General features: G+C 72.3%; 13 protein-coding genes. 6 read left to right on the forward strand and 7 right to left on the reverse strand.

Going from position 1 to position 16,008, the window contains the following annotated elements; genetic code table 11:
• Positions 1-13: 13 nt before the first annotated feature.
• The 4 genes from iolD to iolC form a co-directional block, all read right to left on the reverse strand.
• Entirely contained in the window at positions 14-1,897 is a 1,884-nt protein-coding gene (iolD, locus tag BBH68_RS06055; RefSeq protein ID WP_065959474.1) for a 3D-(3,5/4)-trihydroxycyclohexane-1,2-dione acylhydrolase (decyclizing), read from the reverse strand.
• Positions 1,894-2,796 (reverse strand): 5-deoxy-glucuronate isomerase, encoded by a 903-nt coding sequence (iolB, locus tag BBH68_RS06060; RefSeq protein ID WP_065959475.1) that lies wholly within the window; start codon positions 2,794-2,796, stop codon positions 1,894-1,896. The genes iolD and iolB overlap by 4 nt, the downstream gene beginning before the upstream one ends.
• A gap of 87 nt (positions 2,797-2,883) precedes the next feature.
• Positions 2,884-3,771 carry a Cgl0159 family (beta/alpha)8-fold protein gene (locus tag BBH68_RS06065; RefSeq protein WP_065959478.1) on the reverse strand — a complete coding sequence of 296 codons (888 nt, stop codon included), beginning with the start codon at positions 3,769-3,771 and terminating at the stop codon, positions 2,884-2,886.
• An 89-nt stretch (positions 3,772-3,860) separates the two neighbouring features.
• On the reverse strand, positions 3,861-4,808 hold the full coding sequence (gene iolC, locus BBH68_RS06070; protein ID WP_065959479.1) for a 5-dehydro-2-deoxygluconokinase: 948 nt from the start codon (positions 4,806-4,808) through the stop codon (positions 3,861-3,863).
• Positions 4,809-5,169: 361 nt separating this feature from the next.
• On the opposite strand from iolC, the gene BBH68_RS06075 reads away from it, so the two are divergent.
• The 3 genes from BBH68_RS06075 (at position 5,170) to BBH68_RS06085 (ending at position 7,605) form a co-directional block, all read left to right on the forward strand.
• Positions 5,170-6,087, forward strand: a complete 918-nt coding sequence (locus BBH68_RS06075; RefSeq protein WP_065959481.1) for a sugar phosphate isomerase/epimerase family protein — start codon at positions 5,170-5,172, stop codon at positions 6,085-6,087.
• A gap of 58 nt (positions 6,088-6,145) precedes the next feature.
• On the forward strand, positions 6,146-7,165 hold the full coding sequence (locus BBH68_RS06080; protein WP_065959482.1) for a Gfo/Idh/MocA family protein: 1,020 nt from the start codon (positions 6,146-6,148) through the stop codon (positions 7,163-7,165).
• Between the two features lie 230 nt (positions 7,166-7,395).
• Positions 7,396-7,605: a helix-turn-helix transcriptional regulator gene (locus BBH68_RS06085; RefSeq protein WP_065959485.1), complete on the forward strand. Its 210-nt coding sequence runs from the start codon at positions 7,396-7,398 to the stop codon at positions 7,603-7,605.
• Here the strand turns inward: BBH68_RS06085 and BBH68_RS06090 are convergent.
• Positions 7,602-9,956, reverse strand: a complete 2,355-nt coding sequence (locus tag BBH68_RS06090; RefSeq protein ID WP_079150831.1) for an MMPL family transporter — start codon at positions 9,954-9,956, stop codon at positions 7,602-7,604. The two genes, BBH68_RS06085 and BBH68_RS06090, sit on opposite strands and share 4 nt — an antisense overlap.
• A gap of 182 nt (positions 9,957-10,138) precedes the next feature.
• Here BBH68_RS06090 and BBH68_RS06095 point away from each other — a divergent pair, with 182 nt between their 5' ends.
• The 3 genes from BBH68_RS06095 (at position 10,139) to BBH68_RS06105 (ending at position 13,641) form a co-directional block, all read left to right on the forward strand.
• Positions 10,139-10,798, forward strand: a complete 660-nt coding sequence (locus BBH68_RS06095; protein WP_065959487.1) for a TetR/AcrR family transcriptional regulator — start codon at positions 10,139-10,141, stop codon at positions 10,796-10,798.
• Between the two features lie 109 nt (positions 10,799-10,907).
• Positions 10,908-11,147, forward strand: a complete 240-nt coding sequence (locus BBH68_RS06100) for a heavy-metal-associated domain-containing protein (RefSeq protein WP_065959488.1) — start codon at positions 10,908-10,910, stop codon at positions 11,145-11,147.
• A 73-nt stretch (positions 11,148-11,220) separates the two neighbouring features.
• Complete coding sequence (locus BBH68_RS06105; RefSeq protein ID WP_065959489.1) at positions 11,221-13,641, forward strand: heavy metal translocating P-type ATPase; 2,421 nt, start codon at positions 11,221-11,223, stop codon at positions 13,639-13,641.
• A gap of 417 nt (positions 13,642-14,058) precedes the next feature.
• On the opposite strand, the gene BBH68_RS06110 is transcribed toward BBH68_RS06105, so the two are convergent.
• Both BBH68_RS06110 and BBH68_RS06115 read right to left on the reverse strand, forming a co-directional pair.
• Positions 14,059-15,348 (reverse strand): citrate synthase, encoded by a 1,290-nt coding sequence (locus BBH68_RS06110; RefSeq protein ID WP_065959490.1) that lies wholly within the window; start codon positions 15,346-15,348, stop codon positions 14,059-14,061.
• Between the two features lie 179 nt (positions 15,349-15,527).
• Positions 15,528-16,008, reverse strand: a 481-nt coding sequence (locus tag BBH68_RS06115; protein WP_170066537.1) for an ATP-dependent DNA helicase, incomplete at its 5' end; no start/stop codon positions are given.

Below are 16,008 nucleotides of genomic sequence, written 5' to 3' on the forward strand. Positions count from 1 at the left end.
CTTCGTTCACAGATCAGAGGTGGCGGCGGCGGGCGGCGGCCTGCCGGTCGTAGAGCTCGCGGGCCTTCACGGCTGCCGGACGGGTCGCGGCCTGGGCGACGGGCACATCCCACCACGCCTGCGCGGCGGGCGCGCCGGACACTGTGTCGGCTGTTTCGGTCTCCACATAGACACATGTGGGCCGGTCCGAGGCGCGCGCGGCGGCCAGCGCCGTCCGCAGTCCGGCGACGCTGCCGGCCCGGATTACCTCCATGCCCAGCGAGGCGGCGTTGGCGGCCAGGTCGACGGGGAGCGGGTCGCCGGTGTACGTGCCGTCGGCGGCGCGGAAGCGGTAGGCGGTGCCGAAGCGCTCGCCGCCGGTCTCCTCCGAGAGCCCTCCGATGGAGGCGTAGCCGTGGTTCTGGATCAGCACGATGTTGATGTTGACGCCTTCCTGGACCGCGGTGACGATCTCGGTGGGCATCATCAGGTACGTGCCGTCCCCGACCAGCGCCCACACCGGGCGGTCGGGGGCCGCGAGCCGGACGCCGATGGCGGCGGGGATCTCGTAGCCCATGCAGGAGTAGCCGTATTCGAGGTGGTACTGGCGCGGTGAGCGGGCGCGCCACAGCTTGTGCAGATCGCCGGGGAGCGAGCCGGCCGCGTTGATGACGACGTCCTCGTCGCCGACGACGGCGTCGAGGGCGCCCAGGACCTGGGTCTGGGAGGGCCGGGCGGACTCGTCCACGGCGGCGTACGCGGCGTCGACCCGCTCCTCCCAGCGGGCCTTTCCGGCGGCGTACTCGGCCTCGTACGCCTCCTCGACGCGGTGGCCGGCCAGCGCCTCGGTGAGCGCTTCGAGGCCGGCGCGTGCGTCGGCGACCAGGGTGGTCGCGGCGAGCTTGTGCGCGTCGAACGGGGCGATGTTGAGGTTGAGGAAGCGGACGTCGGGGTTCGGGAAGAGGGTCGCGGAGGCGGTGGTGAAGTCGCTGTAGCGGGTGCCCACGCCGATGACCAGGTCGGCGCCGCGGGCGAGGTCGTCCGCGACGGCGGTGCCGGTGTGCCCGATGCCGCCGATGTCGGCGGGGTGGTCGTGGCGCAGCGAGCCCTTGCCCGCCTGGGTGGAGGCGACGGGGATGCCGGTGGCGTCGGCGAGGGCGCGCAGGGCGTCCTCGGCCTCGCTGTGGTGGATGCCGCCGCCCGCGACGATCAGCGGCCGCCGGGCGGCGCGCACGGCCCGGGCGGCCGCGGCGAGCTCGGCCGGGTCGGGCGCCGGGCGGCGTACGTGCCAGACGCGGTCGGCGAAGAACTCCTCGGGCCAGTCGAACGCCTCGGCCTGCACGTCCTGCGGGAAGGCGAGGGTGACGGCGCCGGTGTCGGCCGGGTCGGTGAGCACCCGCATGGCCTGCAGCGCGGCCGGGATCAGGGATTCCGGGCGGACGATCCGGTCGAAGTAGCGGGAGACCGGCCGCAGACAGTCGTTGACCGACACATCGCCGGCGGAGGGGACCTCGAGCTGTTGCAGGACCGGGTCGGCGGGGCGGGTCGCGAAGATGTCGCCGGGCAGCAGCAGCACGGGCAGCCGGTTGATGGTGGCCAGGGCGGCGCCGGTGACCAGGTTGGTGGCCCCCGGGCCGATGGAGGTGGTGACGGCCTGGGCGGCGAGCCGGTTGGACTGGCGGGCGTAGCCGACGGCCGCGTGGACCATGGCCTGTTCGTTGCGGCCCTGGAGGTAGGGCATGGCGTCCCGGCCGGTCTCCAGGAGCGCCTGGCCGAGACCCGCCACATTGCCGTGGCCGAAGATGCCCCAGCAGGCGGCGATGAGGCGCCGCCGCCTCCCGTCGCGCTCGGTGTACTGGTGGGCCAGGAACTCCACCAGGGCCTGGGCCGTGGTGAGCCTGCGGGTGGCTCCACTCATCGTGTGTCTCCCAAGGGGGCGTCGTAGAGGGGGAGGCGGGGGTCGACCGGCTGGTCCGGCCAGGTGGCGCGGATCCAGGCGTGGTCGGGGTGGTCGCAGATCAGCCAGTCGCGCTCCGCGCCGGGGCCCGCCATGACGTTGAGGTAGTACATGTCGTGGCCGGGGGCGGCGATGGAGGGGCCGTGCCAGCCGTCGGGGATCAGGACCAGGTCGCCGGAGCGCACCTCGGCGAGCACGTCCGTGCCGCGGCCGTGCCCCGAGGGGGAGACCCGCTGGTAGCCGAGGCCTTCCTTGCCGTGCGCCGCGGCGATCTCGAAGTAGTAGATCTCCTCCAGCTCGGACTCCTCGCCGGGGCGGCACTCGTCGTGCTTGTGCGGCGGGTAGGAGGACCAGTTGCCGCCGGGGGTGAGGACCTCGACCGCGATCAGCTTGTCGCACTCGAAGACGCCTGCGGCGGCGAAGTTGTTGACCTGGCGGGAGCAGTTGCCGGTGCCGCGCAGCTCGACGGGGACCGCGGAGGCCGGCCCGTAGCGTGCGGGCAGCCGGCGCTCGCAGCGGGCGCCGGTGAGCGCGAACCGCCCGCCGGCCTCGCTCGCGATCCGGGCGTGGGCGTCGCGCGGCAGGTAGGCGAAGTCGCTGACCCCGCTGAAGACGCTCTCCCGGCCGTGCAGTTCGAAGGTCAGGCCCTCGGCCGCCACGGTGCAGCCGCCGCTCAGCGGCAGCACGATCCACTCGCTGTCGCCGGTGGACAGCTCGTGCGTACCGCCGGGCGGCAGGTCCAGGACGCGCAGGGAGGAGTAGCCCCACCCGGCCCGCGCGGGGTCGATGTGCACGGCGTACGGGCCGGCGGCCGCCTTGCCGGCCGGCAGATGGAAGCTGGTGGAAGGGTCGCTGGTCATGTCGTCAGTCTCCGCCTCTTTCCCCGGTCCTGGCGCCGCCTCTTTTCCCCGGTCCTGGCGCCGTCTCTGTCCCTGGTCCTGGCGCCGTCACAGCAGGCCGACGGCGGTGTCGACGGCCTGCTCGACGCCGCCCTCCGCCGGGTAGAGCAGCGAGCGGCCGACCACCAGGCCCTGGACGGTGGGCAGCCGCAGCGCCTTGCGCCACTTCTCGTACGCGCCCTCCTGGTCCCGGGGCGTCCTGCCGACGTCCCCGCCCAGCAGGACGGCGGGCAGCGTGGAGGTCTCCATGACGGCGGCCATGTCGTCGGCGTCCTCGGTGACCGGCACCTTCAGCCAGGTGTACGCGGAGGTGCCGGCGAGGCCGGAGGCGATGGCGATGGACTTGGTGACGGCCTCGGCGCTCAGGTCGTTGCGGACCTTGCCGTCGATCCGCCGGGAGATGAAGGGCTCGACGAAGACGGGCAGCCGGCGCTCGGCCATCTCGTCGATGGCTCTGGCCGTGGCGGCGAGGGTGGTCAGCGAGCCCTCGTCGGAGTAGTCGATGCGCAGCAGCAGCTTGCCGGCGTCGAAGCCGAGCCGGGCTATGTCCTGGGGGCGGTGGCCGGTGAAGCGGTCGTCGAGTTCGAAGGAGGCCCCGGCCAGGCCGCCGCGGTTCATCGAGCCCATGACGACCTTGTTCTCGAGGGCGCCGAGCAGCAGCAGGTCCTCCAGGATGTCGGCGGTGGCGAGCACGCCGTCGACGCCGGGGCGGGACAGCGCCACGCACAGCCGCTCCAGCAGCTCGACCCGGTTGGCCATGGCCAGCTCGCGGCCTCCGACGGCGAGGGCGCCGCGCGCGGGGTGGTCGGCGGCAATGATCATCAGACGACCGCTGTCGCCGATGAGGGGGCGCCGGGCGCGGCGGGCGGCCGCCTCGGCGATCGCCTCCGGGTGCCGGCTCCGCACCGTGACGAGGTCGGAGATGCTGATGCTCAAAGCGTGCTCCTCTTGTTTTCTGGGCTCGGTTCGCCTCGGCTCACTCGCCGGGGTGGCGGCGACTTGCCCGGCGGGCCGGTCGCCTGGGGTCAGTGCCCGGCGAGCAGGGCCTCGACCTCGGCTTCGGTGGGCATCGCGGAGGAGCAGGCGAGGCGGGACGCGACGATGGCGCCCGCGGCGTTGGCGTAGCGCATGACGCGCTCCAGGTCCCAGCCGGACAGCAGGCCGTGGCACAGGGATCCCCCGAACGAGTCACCCGCGCCCAGGCCGTTGACGACCTCGACGGGGACCGGCTCCACCTCCGCCCTGGTGCCGTCGCGGTGGACGGCGAGTACGCCCTTGGGGCCCTGCTTGACGACGGCGAGCTCCACCCCCGCCTCCAGCAGGCTCTCGGCGCAGGCCTCGGGCTCCCGGACCCCGGTGGCGATCTCGCACTCGTCGAGGTTGCCGACGGCCACGGTGGCGTGGCGGAGCGCCTGAGCGTAGTGGGCGCGCGCCTCGGCCGGGTCGGGCCAGAACATCGGCCGCCAGTCCAGGTCGAAGACGGTCGGCCCGGCCTTGGCGCGTGCCTCGAGCGCGGTCAGGGTGGCGGCGCGGCTGGGCTCCTCGCTCAGGCCGGTGCCGGTCATCCAGAAGACGCGGGCGGCGCGCACGGCGTCGAGGTCCAGTTCGCCGGGGTGGATCTCCAGGTCGGGGGCCTTGGGGCGGCGGTAGAAGTACAGCGGGAAGTCGTCGGGCGGGAAGATCTCGCAGAAGGTGACCGGTGTCGGGTAGGCCTCGACGGGGGTGACCCAGCGGTCGTCCACGCCGAAGTCGCGCAGCGCCTGGTGGACGTACTCGCCGAACGGATCGGCGCCGGTGCGGCTGATGACCGCCGTGCGGCGGCCGAGCCGGGCGGCGGCCACCGCCACATTGGTCGCGGAGCCGCCGAGGAACTTGCCGAACGTCTCGACCTGCGGCAGCGGTACGCCGATCTGCAAGGGGTAGATGTCCACCCCGATCCGGCCCATCGTGATCAGGTCGTACCGCTCACTCATGCGCACCCCTTCAGGAAAGACACAGCTCAGGCCGGTGGCCCGGGAGTTGCCGGGCGGCTGTGGCCCTTCAGGTCTAGAGGTGTCCCCCACCCCGTGTCAAGAATTTGTCCTTACATTCGGACCTATCGGCGACACTTCGGCTGATGCCCGCCCCTGGCGCGCGGGCCACCGGGGAGGGGTACGGGCCCGCGCCCCTCGCCTGGCATCCTGACCTTACGTCCGAATGTCCTGACGAAGTCTTGACGGACGGCCACCCGGGCCGTGAAGCTGCCCGGACAGCATGTCCCGGACACCACCGGGCCGGCACCCGCACCGCAGCCCTTCCCCGGTCCCCGACGGCCGGCGAGAGGAGAACCCCTTCATGACCGCCGCCTCCCCCGCACCCGCCCCAGGCCGCATCCGGGTCGGCTCGGCCCCCGACTCCTGGGGGGTGTGGTTCCCCGACGACCCGCAGCAGGTCCCGTGGCAGCGCTTCCTCGACGAGGTCGCCGAGGCGGGGTACGAGTGGATCGAGCTGGGCCCGTACGGCTATCTGCCGACCGACCCGGCGCGGCTCGCCGAGGAGGTCGGCCGGCGGAATCTGAAGGTCTCGGCCGGCACGGTGTTCACCGCCCTGCACCGCGGCCCCGGCGTCTGGGACGCCACCTGGGAGCATGTCTCGCAGGTGGCGGCGCTCACCCAGGCCATGGGCGCCCGGCACCTGGTCGTCATCCCCTCCTTCTGGCGGGACGACAAGACCGCCGAGCTGATCGAGCCGCCGCGGCTCACCGCCGAGCAGTGGCGCGACCTGTCCACCGGCATGGAGCGGCTGGGCCGGGAGGTGCGCGAGCGCTTCGGGCTCGACATCGTGGTGCACCCGCACGCCGACACCCACATCGACGGCGAGGAGAACGTCGCCCGCTTCCTCGACGCCACCGACCCGGACCTGGTGGGCCTGTGCCTGGACACCGGCCACTACGCCTACTGCGGCGGCGACAGCGTCAAGCTCATCGAGACCTACGGCGAGCGCATCGGCTACCTCCACCTCAAGCAGGTGGATCCCGAGATCCTGGCCGACGTGGTGAGGAACGAGGTGCCCTTCGGCCCCGCCGTCCAGCGCGGCGTCATGTGCGAGCCGCCGCACGGGGTCCCCGCCCTCGAACCGGTGCTGGCCGCCGCCCGGAAGCTGGACGTGGACCTGTTCGCCATCGTCGAGCAGGACATGTATCCCTGCCCGCCCGACAAGCCGTTCCCGATCGCCCAGCGCACCCGCCGCTTCCTGCGCTCCTGCGGCGCCTGACCCGCCCCCGCCCCCACCGAACAGCCCGCCCCCACCGGACAGAGAGAGAAGAGACACCATGACGCAGCAGGGGACGCTCGGGGTCGCGGTCATCGGGACCGGCATGATGGGCGCCGACCACGTCCGCCGGATCGACGAGGTGATCAGCGGCGCCCGGGTGGCCGCCGTCGTCGACATCGACGAGGCGCGCGCCAAGCACATCGCCCACGGCGTGGAGGGCTGTCAGGCCTACACCGACCCGGCCGCCGCCATGGCCGCCCCGGACGTGGACGCGGTGCTGATCGCCTCGCCCGGCCCGGCCCACGAGGCGGCGCTGCTCGCCGCCTTCGAACGGGACCTGCCGGTGCTGTGCGAGAAGCCGCTCACCCCGGACCCGGCCTCCGCGCTGCGGGTGCTGGAGGCCGAGCAGCGGCTGGGCCACCGCCGGGTCCAGGTCGGCTTCATGCGCCGCTACGACAGCGAGTTCATGCGGCTCAAGTCGCTGCTCGCGAGCGGCGAACTCGGCCGTCCCCTGATGCTGCACTGCCGCCACCGCAACGCCTCGGTGCACTCCTACTTCACCACCGACATGCTCATCACCGACTCGGTGGTGCACGAGATGGACCAGTCCCGCTGGCTCCTGGAGCAGGAGATCACCGCGGTGACGGTGCTGCGCCCGACCCCCAACGCCAACGCGCCCGAGGGGCTCGGCGACCCCCAGCTGGTGATCCTGGAGACCGACGGCGGCGCGCTGGTCGATGTCGAGATCTTCGCGACCTGCGGCTTCGGCTACCAGGTGCAGGCGGAGGCGGTCTGCGAGCGCGGCACCGCGCGCGTCGGCGACGCCCACGGCATGCTGATCAACCGCACCGGCGGCTGGGGCGGCGAGATCGCCCCCGACTTCGTGGCCCGCTTCGAGGAGGCCTACGACCGCGAGGTGCAGGCCTGGGTGAACGCCACCCGGCGCGGCGAGGTGGAGGGCCCCAGCGCCTGGGACGGCTACGCCGCGGCCGCCGTCTCCGCGGCGGGCGTCCGGGCCCAGGCCGACGGCCGGCGCACGGTCGTGGAGATGATCGAGCGCCCCGCGTTCTACCGCTGAGCCACGCGTGCGGCGTTTGTACGGCTGGGTCATGCGCGTTGGGTAACTCTGGCGTCACGGCCGTCACATCCCGGCGATCCTTCCGTCACAGCCCTTCAACAACGCCTTCCCTCACCTCACTCACCGTCGTTGACCGGGCACAGGCTGAGTGATCACAAGCGGTCGCGCCGCAGCTCCCCCGACGGCCCTCGCGGGCCGTGGCTGCGGCGCCTGCGGGAAAGGCGCGAGAGATGACCGACCGGAGGCTTTGGTCGTACAAGGAGATCGCCGCGCACATCGGTGTGCAGACGGACACCGTACGGTCCTACCGCAAGCACGGTCTGCTGCCGCCCCCCGATCTCGTGGAGGGCGGCAAGCCGTACTGGTACGCGGACACCATCCGGATCTGGGTAACCCTCAGACCCGGCAACCGCTCCCGGCGAGGGACCGAGGACCGTTAGCGGCCCGCGTTCACCTCGTCCCGTTCGCCCCGCGCCCCGCCCGGCCGCGCGGCGCGGGACCCACCCCCGGCGTCCCGGGTGTCCGGGCTGTCTCGGATGTCCGGGCGGCTGTCCCGGGTGTCCGGGACGGTGCCGGGGGTGGCGGACTCGCCCTCGCTGAGGCCGATACGGGCGTGCAGCCGGCGCAGCGGGCCCGGGGCCCACCAGGTGGCCCGGCCGGTGAGCCGCATCACGGCGGGCACCAGCAGGCTGCGCACCACCATGGCGTCCATCAGCACGGCCAGGGCGATGCCGAGGCCGAGCATCTTGGTGTTGGTGACCCGCGAGGTGCCGATGGCCACCATGACGACCGCCAGGATGACCGCGGCGGCGGTGATCAGCCCGCCGGTGCGCCGCAGGCCGAACTCGACGGAGGCCCGGTGGTCCCCCGTGCGGTCGTACTCCTCCTTGATCCGGGAGAGCAGGAACACCCCGTAGTCCATGGACAGCCCGAAGGCCACGCAGAACATCAGCACCGGCAGGGTGGTCTCGATGTCCCCGGTGCTGGTGAACGACAGCGGCCCGGAGAGGTGCCCCTCCTGGAAGACCCACACCACCGCGCCGAACATGGCGGTGAGACTCAGCGCGTTGAGCACCACCGCCTGAAGGGGTATCAGAACGCTTCCGGTGAGCAGGAAGACCAGCAGCAGGGTCACCACGACGATGATGGCCAGCGCCCAGGGCAGCCGCTCGGCTATGGAGTCCTTGCTGTCCACCACGACGGCGGCGATCCCGGTGACCGAGGTGGCGAACGGCGGGTCCTGGGCCCGGATGTCGCGCACCAGCCGCTGGCTCGGCTGGTCCACCACCTCTCCCTTGGCCAGCACGGTGACGTAGGCCGCCCCGTCGGCGACGCGCGCCGCCTCCGCCGGGCCGGGCTCCGCCACTCGCCGGCCTCCGGCGAACCGGCCGGCCGGGCTGTCCACGCGCTCCACTCCGGGCAGGGCCGATATCCGGCCGCTGTAGTCGGCGAGGGCCGCCCGGCCGGGCGAGGATTCGACGAGGATGTCGATCGCCCCGCCGGGGCTGCCCGCGAAGTCGTCCCTGATGTGCTGCTGGACGACGTGGGACTCGGCGCTCGCGGGCAGCTGGCGGTCGTCGGCGGTGCCGAACTCGACCCGCAGGAAGGGCAGTCCGAGGACCACCAGGCCGGCGGCGGTGGCCAGCGCGAACAGCGGGGCCCGCCGCATCACCAGCCGGGCGATCCGGCCCCAGCCGGCCCCCGGCTCGCCCGGCGCGGGACGGCCGCGGCGGATCAGCCGCGTGAGATCCAGGGCGTTCACCCGCTCGCCGAGCAGGGCGAGCGCGGCGGGCAGCACCACCAGCGCGGCCGCCGCGGCGATCAGCACCACGGCGATGCCCGCGTAGGCGAAGGAGCGCAGGAAGTACTGCGGGAAGACCAGCATGGCGGCGAGCGAGACGGCGACGGTCAGCGCGGAGAACAGCACCGTGCGCCCCGCGGTGCGCAGCGTGGCGGCGACGGCGGGCAGCGTCCCGGCGCCCCGGCCCAGCTCCTCGCGGAAGCGCCGCACGATGAACAGGGCGTAGTCGATGGCGAGGCCGAGGCCGAGCGCGGTGGTCAGGTTCAGCGCGAACACCGACACATCGGTGAACTCGGTGAGGCCGCGCAGCACGGCGTTGGTCCCCAGGATCGCGATGATGCCGACGCAGAGCGGGAGCAGGGCGGCGACCGCGCTGCCGAAGACCATCACGAGCAGCAGCAGGGTGATGGGCAGGGCGATCATCTCGGCCCGCAGCAGGTCTTCCTGGATGGTGGTCTGCAGCTCATGGCGCACCGCGACCGGGCCGCCGATCGAGACCTTCACCGGCCCGTGGTCACCCCGGTAGGCGGGGGCGACGCGCTCCAGCACCTTCGCGGCGGCGGACTCGTCGCCCACGATCCGGGCGGCGACGATCGCCTGATGCCCGCCCCGGTCCCGCAGCCCGGCGGCCCCGTCCCAGTAGGAGGTGACGCCGGTGACCGAGGGCTCGCCCGCGAGCTTCCTGGCGAGCGCGCGGCCCTCGGCGGCGACCGCCGGGGCGTCGACCGTCGCCCCGCCGCTGTCGACGAGCAGCAGCAGATTGGGCTGGGAGGCGGGGAAGTGCTTCTCCAGCGCCTTGGTGGCGTACGCCGACTCGGCGGCCGGGGCCTGCCAGCCGCCGCTTCCCAACCGGTCGGCGACCCCCCGCCCGGCCACGACGGCCAGCGCCGTGAACAGCAGGGCGAGCAGCAGTGTGAGCCGCGGGCGGGCGGTCACCGCTCTGGTCCAGCCTCCCGCCCGGCCCTCCTGCGGCCGGTTGACAACGGTCATAGCGCGGTGTCCCCTTCACCTGTGGCCATGCGCCCGCGGCCGCGCCCGGTCGGCGTTTAGGCAGGCAGCATGGGTCGCTGATTGCCCAAGGAGCGGCAAACACGAGCGACCGCTCGCGTTTCTCCAGAATGCGAGCGAGCACTCGTGTTTGTCAATGGATCACGAGAGCTGGGGATTGACGCGTGACCGAGACCAAGGCAGACCAGCCCGCCGGCGAGGCGAAGCCGCGCCGCAGGCAGGCGCGCGGGGAGCGCCGCATCCAGCAGCTGCTCGACGCGGCGGCCAGCGTGTTCTGCCGGGCGGGCTACGCGGGGGCGAGCACCAACGCGATCGCCCGCGAGGCCGGGGTCTCCCCCGGGACGCTGTACCAGTTCTTCCCGAACAAGGAGGCCATCGCCGTCGAGCTCGGGGAGCGGCTCACCCACCGGATGCGGGAGGCCCACGGCGTGCTCTTCACCCCCGAGTACGCCTCGCTCCCGCTCGACCGGATGCTGGACGCGGTCGTCGATCCGATGGTCGAGTTCAACTGCCAGAACCCCGTCTTCCTCACTCTCATCCATTCGGGTGACATCCCCGGCCTGATGACCGAGGACCACGACGCGCTGCACGTCGCCCTGCAGGCCCGGCTCGAGGAGCTGATCGGGTTCATCCAGCCCGCACTGCCCCCCGAGCGCCGCACCCGCACCGCGACGATGGTGTTCTCCCTGTTCAAAGCGGGCCTCGAACTCGTACTCGCCCACGAGGGCGGGGAGCGGGCCGCGTACATCGAGGAGCTGAAGGCGTCCCTCCACGGCTATCTCGCCCCGATCATCGGCGCCGAGACCCCGTCCCGGACCCCCTGATACCCCCTAGGGGTATTATGCTTGTCATCATCAGGGGGCACCGGGGAACCCGCGCCCCCTGGGCACCCGAGGACTCAGCCGTGTCCGCCCGCTCACCCGAGGAGAAGCCATGAGCTCAGAGGCCACCACCGCGTCCGGCGTCACCACCGTCTACCAGGTCACCGGCATGACCTGCGGCCACTGCGAAGGCGCCGTCTCCCAGGAGATCTCCGCCCTCGACGGCGTCAGCTCCGTCCAGGCCGTCGCCGCCACCGGCCAGGTCACCGTCGTCTCGGCCGCCCCGCTGGACGACGAGGCGGTGCGCGCCGCCGTGGACGAGGCCGGTTACGAGCTGACCGGCCGGGCCTGACGCCACCCCCGCCGGGCCGCGCGGCCCCGCCCACCCGGCCCGGCCCTCCTCCCAGGAGCCCCAGGAGCCCGAGATGACCAGCACGGCCCCACGCGCCGCGAAGGAGAAGACACCCACAGCGGAGCAGACCTCGCCGGCGACCCCGGCCTCCCAGGTGGAGCTCACCATCGGCGGCATGACCTGCGCCTCCTGCGCGGCGCGCGTCGAGAAGAAGCTCAACCGCATGGACGGCGTCACCGCCACGGTCAACTACGCCACCGAAAAGGCGAAGGTGACCTACGAGGGCGGCGTCGAGATCGCCGACCTGATCGACACCGTCGTCAGGACCGGCTACACCGCCGAGCCGCCGCGGCCCCCGGCACCCGAGCCGGAGTCCGAGCCCGCGGCCCCGTCCCCGTCCACACCCACGGACGCCTCCACGAGCGGGTCCACGGGCGGGCCCACGGGCGCGTCCACGGGCGCGTCCACGGACGCCGGACGCGCCGGCGGGAAGCCCGCGGCGGGTGAGCCCGGTGATGCCCGTACGGACGCGCTGCGCCGCCGGCTCCTGATCTCACTGGCCCTGTCCACGCCCGTGGTCCTCCTGGCGATGGTGCCGTCGCTGCAGTTCACGTACTGGCAGTGGCTGTCCCTCGCCCTCGCCGCGCCCGTCGTCGTCTGGGGCGGCCTGCCCTTCCACAAGGCCGCCTGGACGAACGCCCGGCACGGCGCGGCCACCATGGACACCCTGGTCTCCCTCGGCACCCTCGCCGCCTTCGGCTGGTCCCTGTGGGCCCTGTTCCTCGGCGACGCGGGCATGCCCGGCATGCGGCACGGCTTCGACCTCACCGTCGCCCGCGGCGGCGGCTCCTCCTCGATCTACCTGGAGGCCGCGGCCGGGGTGACCACCTTCATCCTCCTCGGCCGCTACCTGGAGGCCCGCTCCAAGCGCCGGGCGGGCGCGGCGCTGCGCGCGCTGATGGACCTGGGCGCCAAGGACGTGGCCGTGCTGCGCGAGGGCCGTGAGGTCCGGATCCCGGTCTCCCGGCTGGCCGTCGGCGACCGCTTCGTGGTGCGCCCCGGCGAGAAGATCGCCACCGACGGCACGGTCGTCGAGGGCGCCTCGGCCGTGGACGCCTCCATGCTGACCGGCGAGTCCGTGCCCGTGGACGTCGCCGTGGGCGACACCGTGGCGGGCGCGACCGTCAACGCGGCGGGCCGCCTGGTCGTCGAGGCCACCCGCGTGGGCGCCGACACCCAGCTGTCCCGCATGGCCGCCCTGGTCGAGGAGGCGCAGCACGGCAAGGCGGAGGTGCAGCGGCTCGCGGACCGGCTCTCCGGGGTCTTCGTGCCCGTCGTCGTCCTCATCGCCGTCGGCACCCTGCTGGGCTGGCTGCTGCTGACCGGCGACGCGACCGCCGCGTTCACCGCCGCCGTGGCCGTACTGATCATCGCCTGCCCGTGTGCGCTGGGCCTGGCCACCCCGACCGCCCTCATGGTCGGCACCGGCCGCGGCGCCCAGCTCGGCATCCTCATCAAGGGCCCGGAGGTCCTGGAGAACACCCGCCGGGTGGACACCGTCGTCCTCGACAAGACCGGCACGGTGACGACGGGCCGGATGCGGCTGCACGGCGCCCACACCGCTCCCGGGGTCACCGAGGACCGGCTCCTGCGGCTGGCCGGCGCCCTCGAGCACGCCTCGGAGCACCCGGTGGCCCGCGCCGTGGCCGACGCGGCGGCCTCCCGGGCCGGCGCCCTCCCGGCGGTCCAGGGCTTCGAGTCCGTGCCCGGACTGGGCGTCCAGGGCGTCGTGGAGGGACACACGGTCCTCGTCGGCCGCGAGAAGCTGCTCGCGGCCCACGGGGCCGGGCTGACCGAGGAGCTGGCGGCCGCGAAGGCGGCGGCCGAGGCGGAAGGGCGCACGGCGGTGGCCGTCGCCTGGGACGGGCGCGCCCGCGGCGTGCTCGTGGTCGCCGACGCGGTCAAGGACACCAGCGCCGAGGCCGTGGCCCGGCTGCGCGGGCTCGGTCTGACCCCGGTGCTGCTGACGGGTGACAACCGGCTGGTCGCCGAGTCGGTGGCCCGCCAGGTGGGCATCGACGAGGTCATCGCCGAAGTGCTGCCGCAGGACAAGGTGGACGTGGTGCGGCGGCTGCGGGCGGAGGGCCGTACGGTCGCGATGGTGGGCGACGGCGTCAACGACGCGGCCGCCCTGGCCACCGCCGACCTGGGCCTGGCGATGGGCACCGGGACGGACGCCGCCATCGAGGCGGGGGACCTGACGCTGGTGCGGGGCGATCTGCGGGTGGCCGCGGACGCGATCCGGCTGGCGCGCCGGACCCTGGCCGTCATCAAGGGCAATCTCTTCTGGGCCTTCGGCTACAACGTCGCCGCGCTGCCGCTCGCCGCGGCGGGGATGCTCAACCCGATGATCGCGGGCGCCGCGATGGCGTTCTCCTCGGTTTTCGTGGTCACCAACAGCCTGCGACTGCGGACCTTCACCGAATCTCCATAGATTCACCAAGTCCCCATAAGCCGCACAACACCCATACACGAGAGCCTCGATCTTCAAATCGAGGCTCTTGCCCTTTTACGCCCCCATATGGCAAGAGACGCAGATCACAGGCGACCGAACGTAACCATCGCGGGGGGTGGGGAGTCTAATGGGGCGGTGAGGGTTCGTCTTGGGGGACGGATCCCGCTACGCGTGGCCGGGGCGACGTACTCGGGGAGCTTTGAGCGGCCCTCCCGTTGCGTACGCGTCCCGGCAGATCGCGTACAGGTGAGGGCTTCTGCGGCCAGCAGACCCCCGGCCGGATCCCGTGGGGGGAATCCGTAACCGGGAATGGAAGCGCCCCGCTCCGACCCGTGGGGGGATCGGCAGCGGGGCGCTTCTGCCTCTTCTATGGCGTGGCTCGCCTGACACTCAGTGTCAGCGCTGCTCCACCGGGACGAAGTCGCGCTCGACGATACCCGTGTAGATCTGGCGCGGACGGCCGATGCGGGAGCCCGGCTCCTTGATCATCTCGTGCCACTGGGCGATCCAGCCCGGCAGCCGGCCGAGGGCGAACAGCACCGTGAACATCTCGGTCGGGAAGCCCATCGCCCGGTAGATCAGACCCGTGTAGAAGTCCACGTTCGGGTAGAGCTTGCGCTCGACGAAGTAGTCGTCGGCGAGCGCGTGCTCCTCGAGCTTGAGGGCGATGTCGAGCAGCTCGTCGGACTTGCCGAGGGCCGAGAGGACATCGTGCGCCGCCGACTTGATGATCTTCGCCCGGGGGTCGAAGTTCTTGTAGACGCGGTGCCCGAAGCCCATGAGCTTCACGCCGTCTTCCTTGTTCTTCACCTTGCGGATGAAGGAGTCGACGTCGCCGCCGGAGGCCTGGATGCCCTCCAGCATCTCCAGCACCGACTGGTTGGCACCGCCGTGCAGGGGACCCCACAGCGCGTTGATGCCCGCCGAGATGGACGCGAACATGTTGGCCTGCGAGGAGCCGACCAGCCGCACCGTGGAGGTCGAACAGTTCTGCTCGTGGTCGGCGTGCAGGATCAGCAGCTTGTCCAGGGCGCTGACCACGATCGGGTCGAGCTGGTACTCCTGCGCCGGGACCGAGAAGGTCATCCGCAGGAAGTTCTCGACGTAGCCCAGGTCGTTACGCGGGTAGACGAACGGGTGGCCGACGGACTTCTTGTACGCGTACGCCGCGATCGTGGGGAGCTTGGCCAGCAGCCGGATCGTGGAGAGGTGACGCTGCTTCTCGTCGAACGGGTTGTGGCTGTCCTGGTAGAACGTCGACAGCGCGCTGACCACGGAGGACAGCATCGCCATCGGGTGGGCGTCGCGCGGGAAGCCGTCGTAGAACCGCTTGACGTCCTCGTGCAGCAGCGTGTGCGTCGTGATCTGGTCGCGGAAGTCGGCCAGCTCGTCGACGGTGGGCAGCTCCCCGTTGATCAGCAGGAAGGCCGTCTCGAGGAACGAGGCGCGCTCGGCCAGCTGTTCGATGGGGTAGCCGCGGTAGCGCAGGATCCCCTGCTCACCGTCGAGATAGGTGATCGCGGATTTGTAGGCGGCGGTGTTGCCGTAACCGGAGTCCAGGGTCACCAGACCGGTCTGGGCGCGAAGCTTGCCGATATCAAAGCCCTTGTCGCCGACGGTGCTGTCGACCACCGGGTAGGTGTATTCGCCGTCCCCGTACCGCAGTACTACAGAGTTGTCACTCACGTCATCCCTCACCGACGTCTGCTTCTCTTCTTCGAGGTGCCCTGACTCCCCCCACCTTCCCCCATCCGGACGATGAACGTGCACTCGGGGTCGGCCGAAGGGCCATTTGGCGGCACTGAGTGCCGTATCCACGCCCATCCTGCCCCGTTCGTGACGGTCCGGAAACCCTCCCGACACGTTCACCTTTGAACGAGCCGATGGTCCAGCGCGGTGCAGCGCCGACCCGCCGAGACCGTACGCACCGCCTGCCCGAGGGCCCGGCGCGAGCCGACGAGCACCACCAGGCGCTTGGCGCGGGTCACCGCCGTGTACAGCAGATTGCGCTGGAGCATCATCCAGGCGCCGGTGGTCACGGGGATGACCACGGCCGGGTACTCGCTGCCCTGGGAGCGGTGGATGGTCACCGCGTAGGCGTGGGCCAGCTCGTCCAGCTCGTCGAAGTCGTACGCCACCTCCTCGTCCTCGTCGGTCAGCACGGTCAGGCGCTGCTCGTCCTGGTCGAGGGAGGTGACAACGCCCACTGTGCCGTTGAAGACCCCGTTGGCCCCCTTCTCATAATTGTTGCGGATCTGGGTGACCTTGTCGCCGACGCGGAAGATCCGGCCACCGAAGCGCCGCTCGGGCAGATCCGGCCGGGCGGGGGTGATGGCCTGCTGAAGC

The organism is Streptomyces sparsogenes (genome assembly GCF_001704635.1).
GTDB lineage: Bacteria > Actinomycetota > Actinomycetes > Streptomycetales > Streptomycetaceae > Streptomyces > Streptomyces sparsogenes.

Bases quoted from the DNA above. Each gene is read 5' to 3' on its own strand.
- BBH68_RS06100 (WP_065959488.1), top strand. From the start codon at position 10,908: ATGAGCTCAGAGGCCACCACCGCGTCCGGCGTCACCACCGTCTACCAG.
- BBH68_RS06075 (WP_065959481.1), top strand. From the start codon at position 5,170: ATGACCGCCGCCTCCCCCGCACCCGCCCCAGGCCGCATCCGGGTCGGC.
- iolC (WP_065959479.1), bottom strand. From the start codon at position 4,808: ATGAGTGAGCGGTACGACCTGATCACGATGGGCCGGATCGGGGTGGAC.
- BBH68_RS06085 (WP_065959485.1), top strand. From the start codon at position 7,396: ATGACCGACCGGAGGCTTTGGTCGTACAAGGAGATCGCCGCGCACATC.
- BBH68_RS06080 (WP_065959482.1), top strand. From the start codon at position 6,146: ATGACGCAGCAGGGGACGCTCGGGGTCGCGGTCATCGGGACCGGCATG.
- iolD (WP_065959474.1), bottom strand. From the start codon at position 1,897: ATGAGTGGAGCCACCCGCAGGCTCACCACGGCCCAGGCCCTGGTGGAG.
- BBH68_RS06090 (WP_079150831.1), bottom strand. From the start codon at position 9,956: ATGACCGTTGTCAACCGGCCGCAGGAGGGCCGGGCGGGAGGCTGGACC.
- iolB (WP_065959475.1), bottom strand. From the start codon at position 2,796: ATGACCAGCGACCCTTCCACCAGCTTCCATCTGCCGGCCGGCAAGGCG.
- BBH68_RS06105 (WP_065959489.1), top strand. From the start codon at position 11,221: ATGACCAGCACGGCCCCACGCGCCGCGAAGGAGAAGACACCCACAGCG.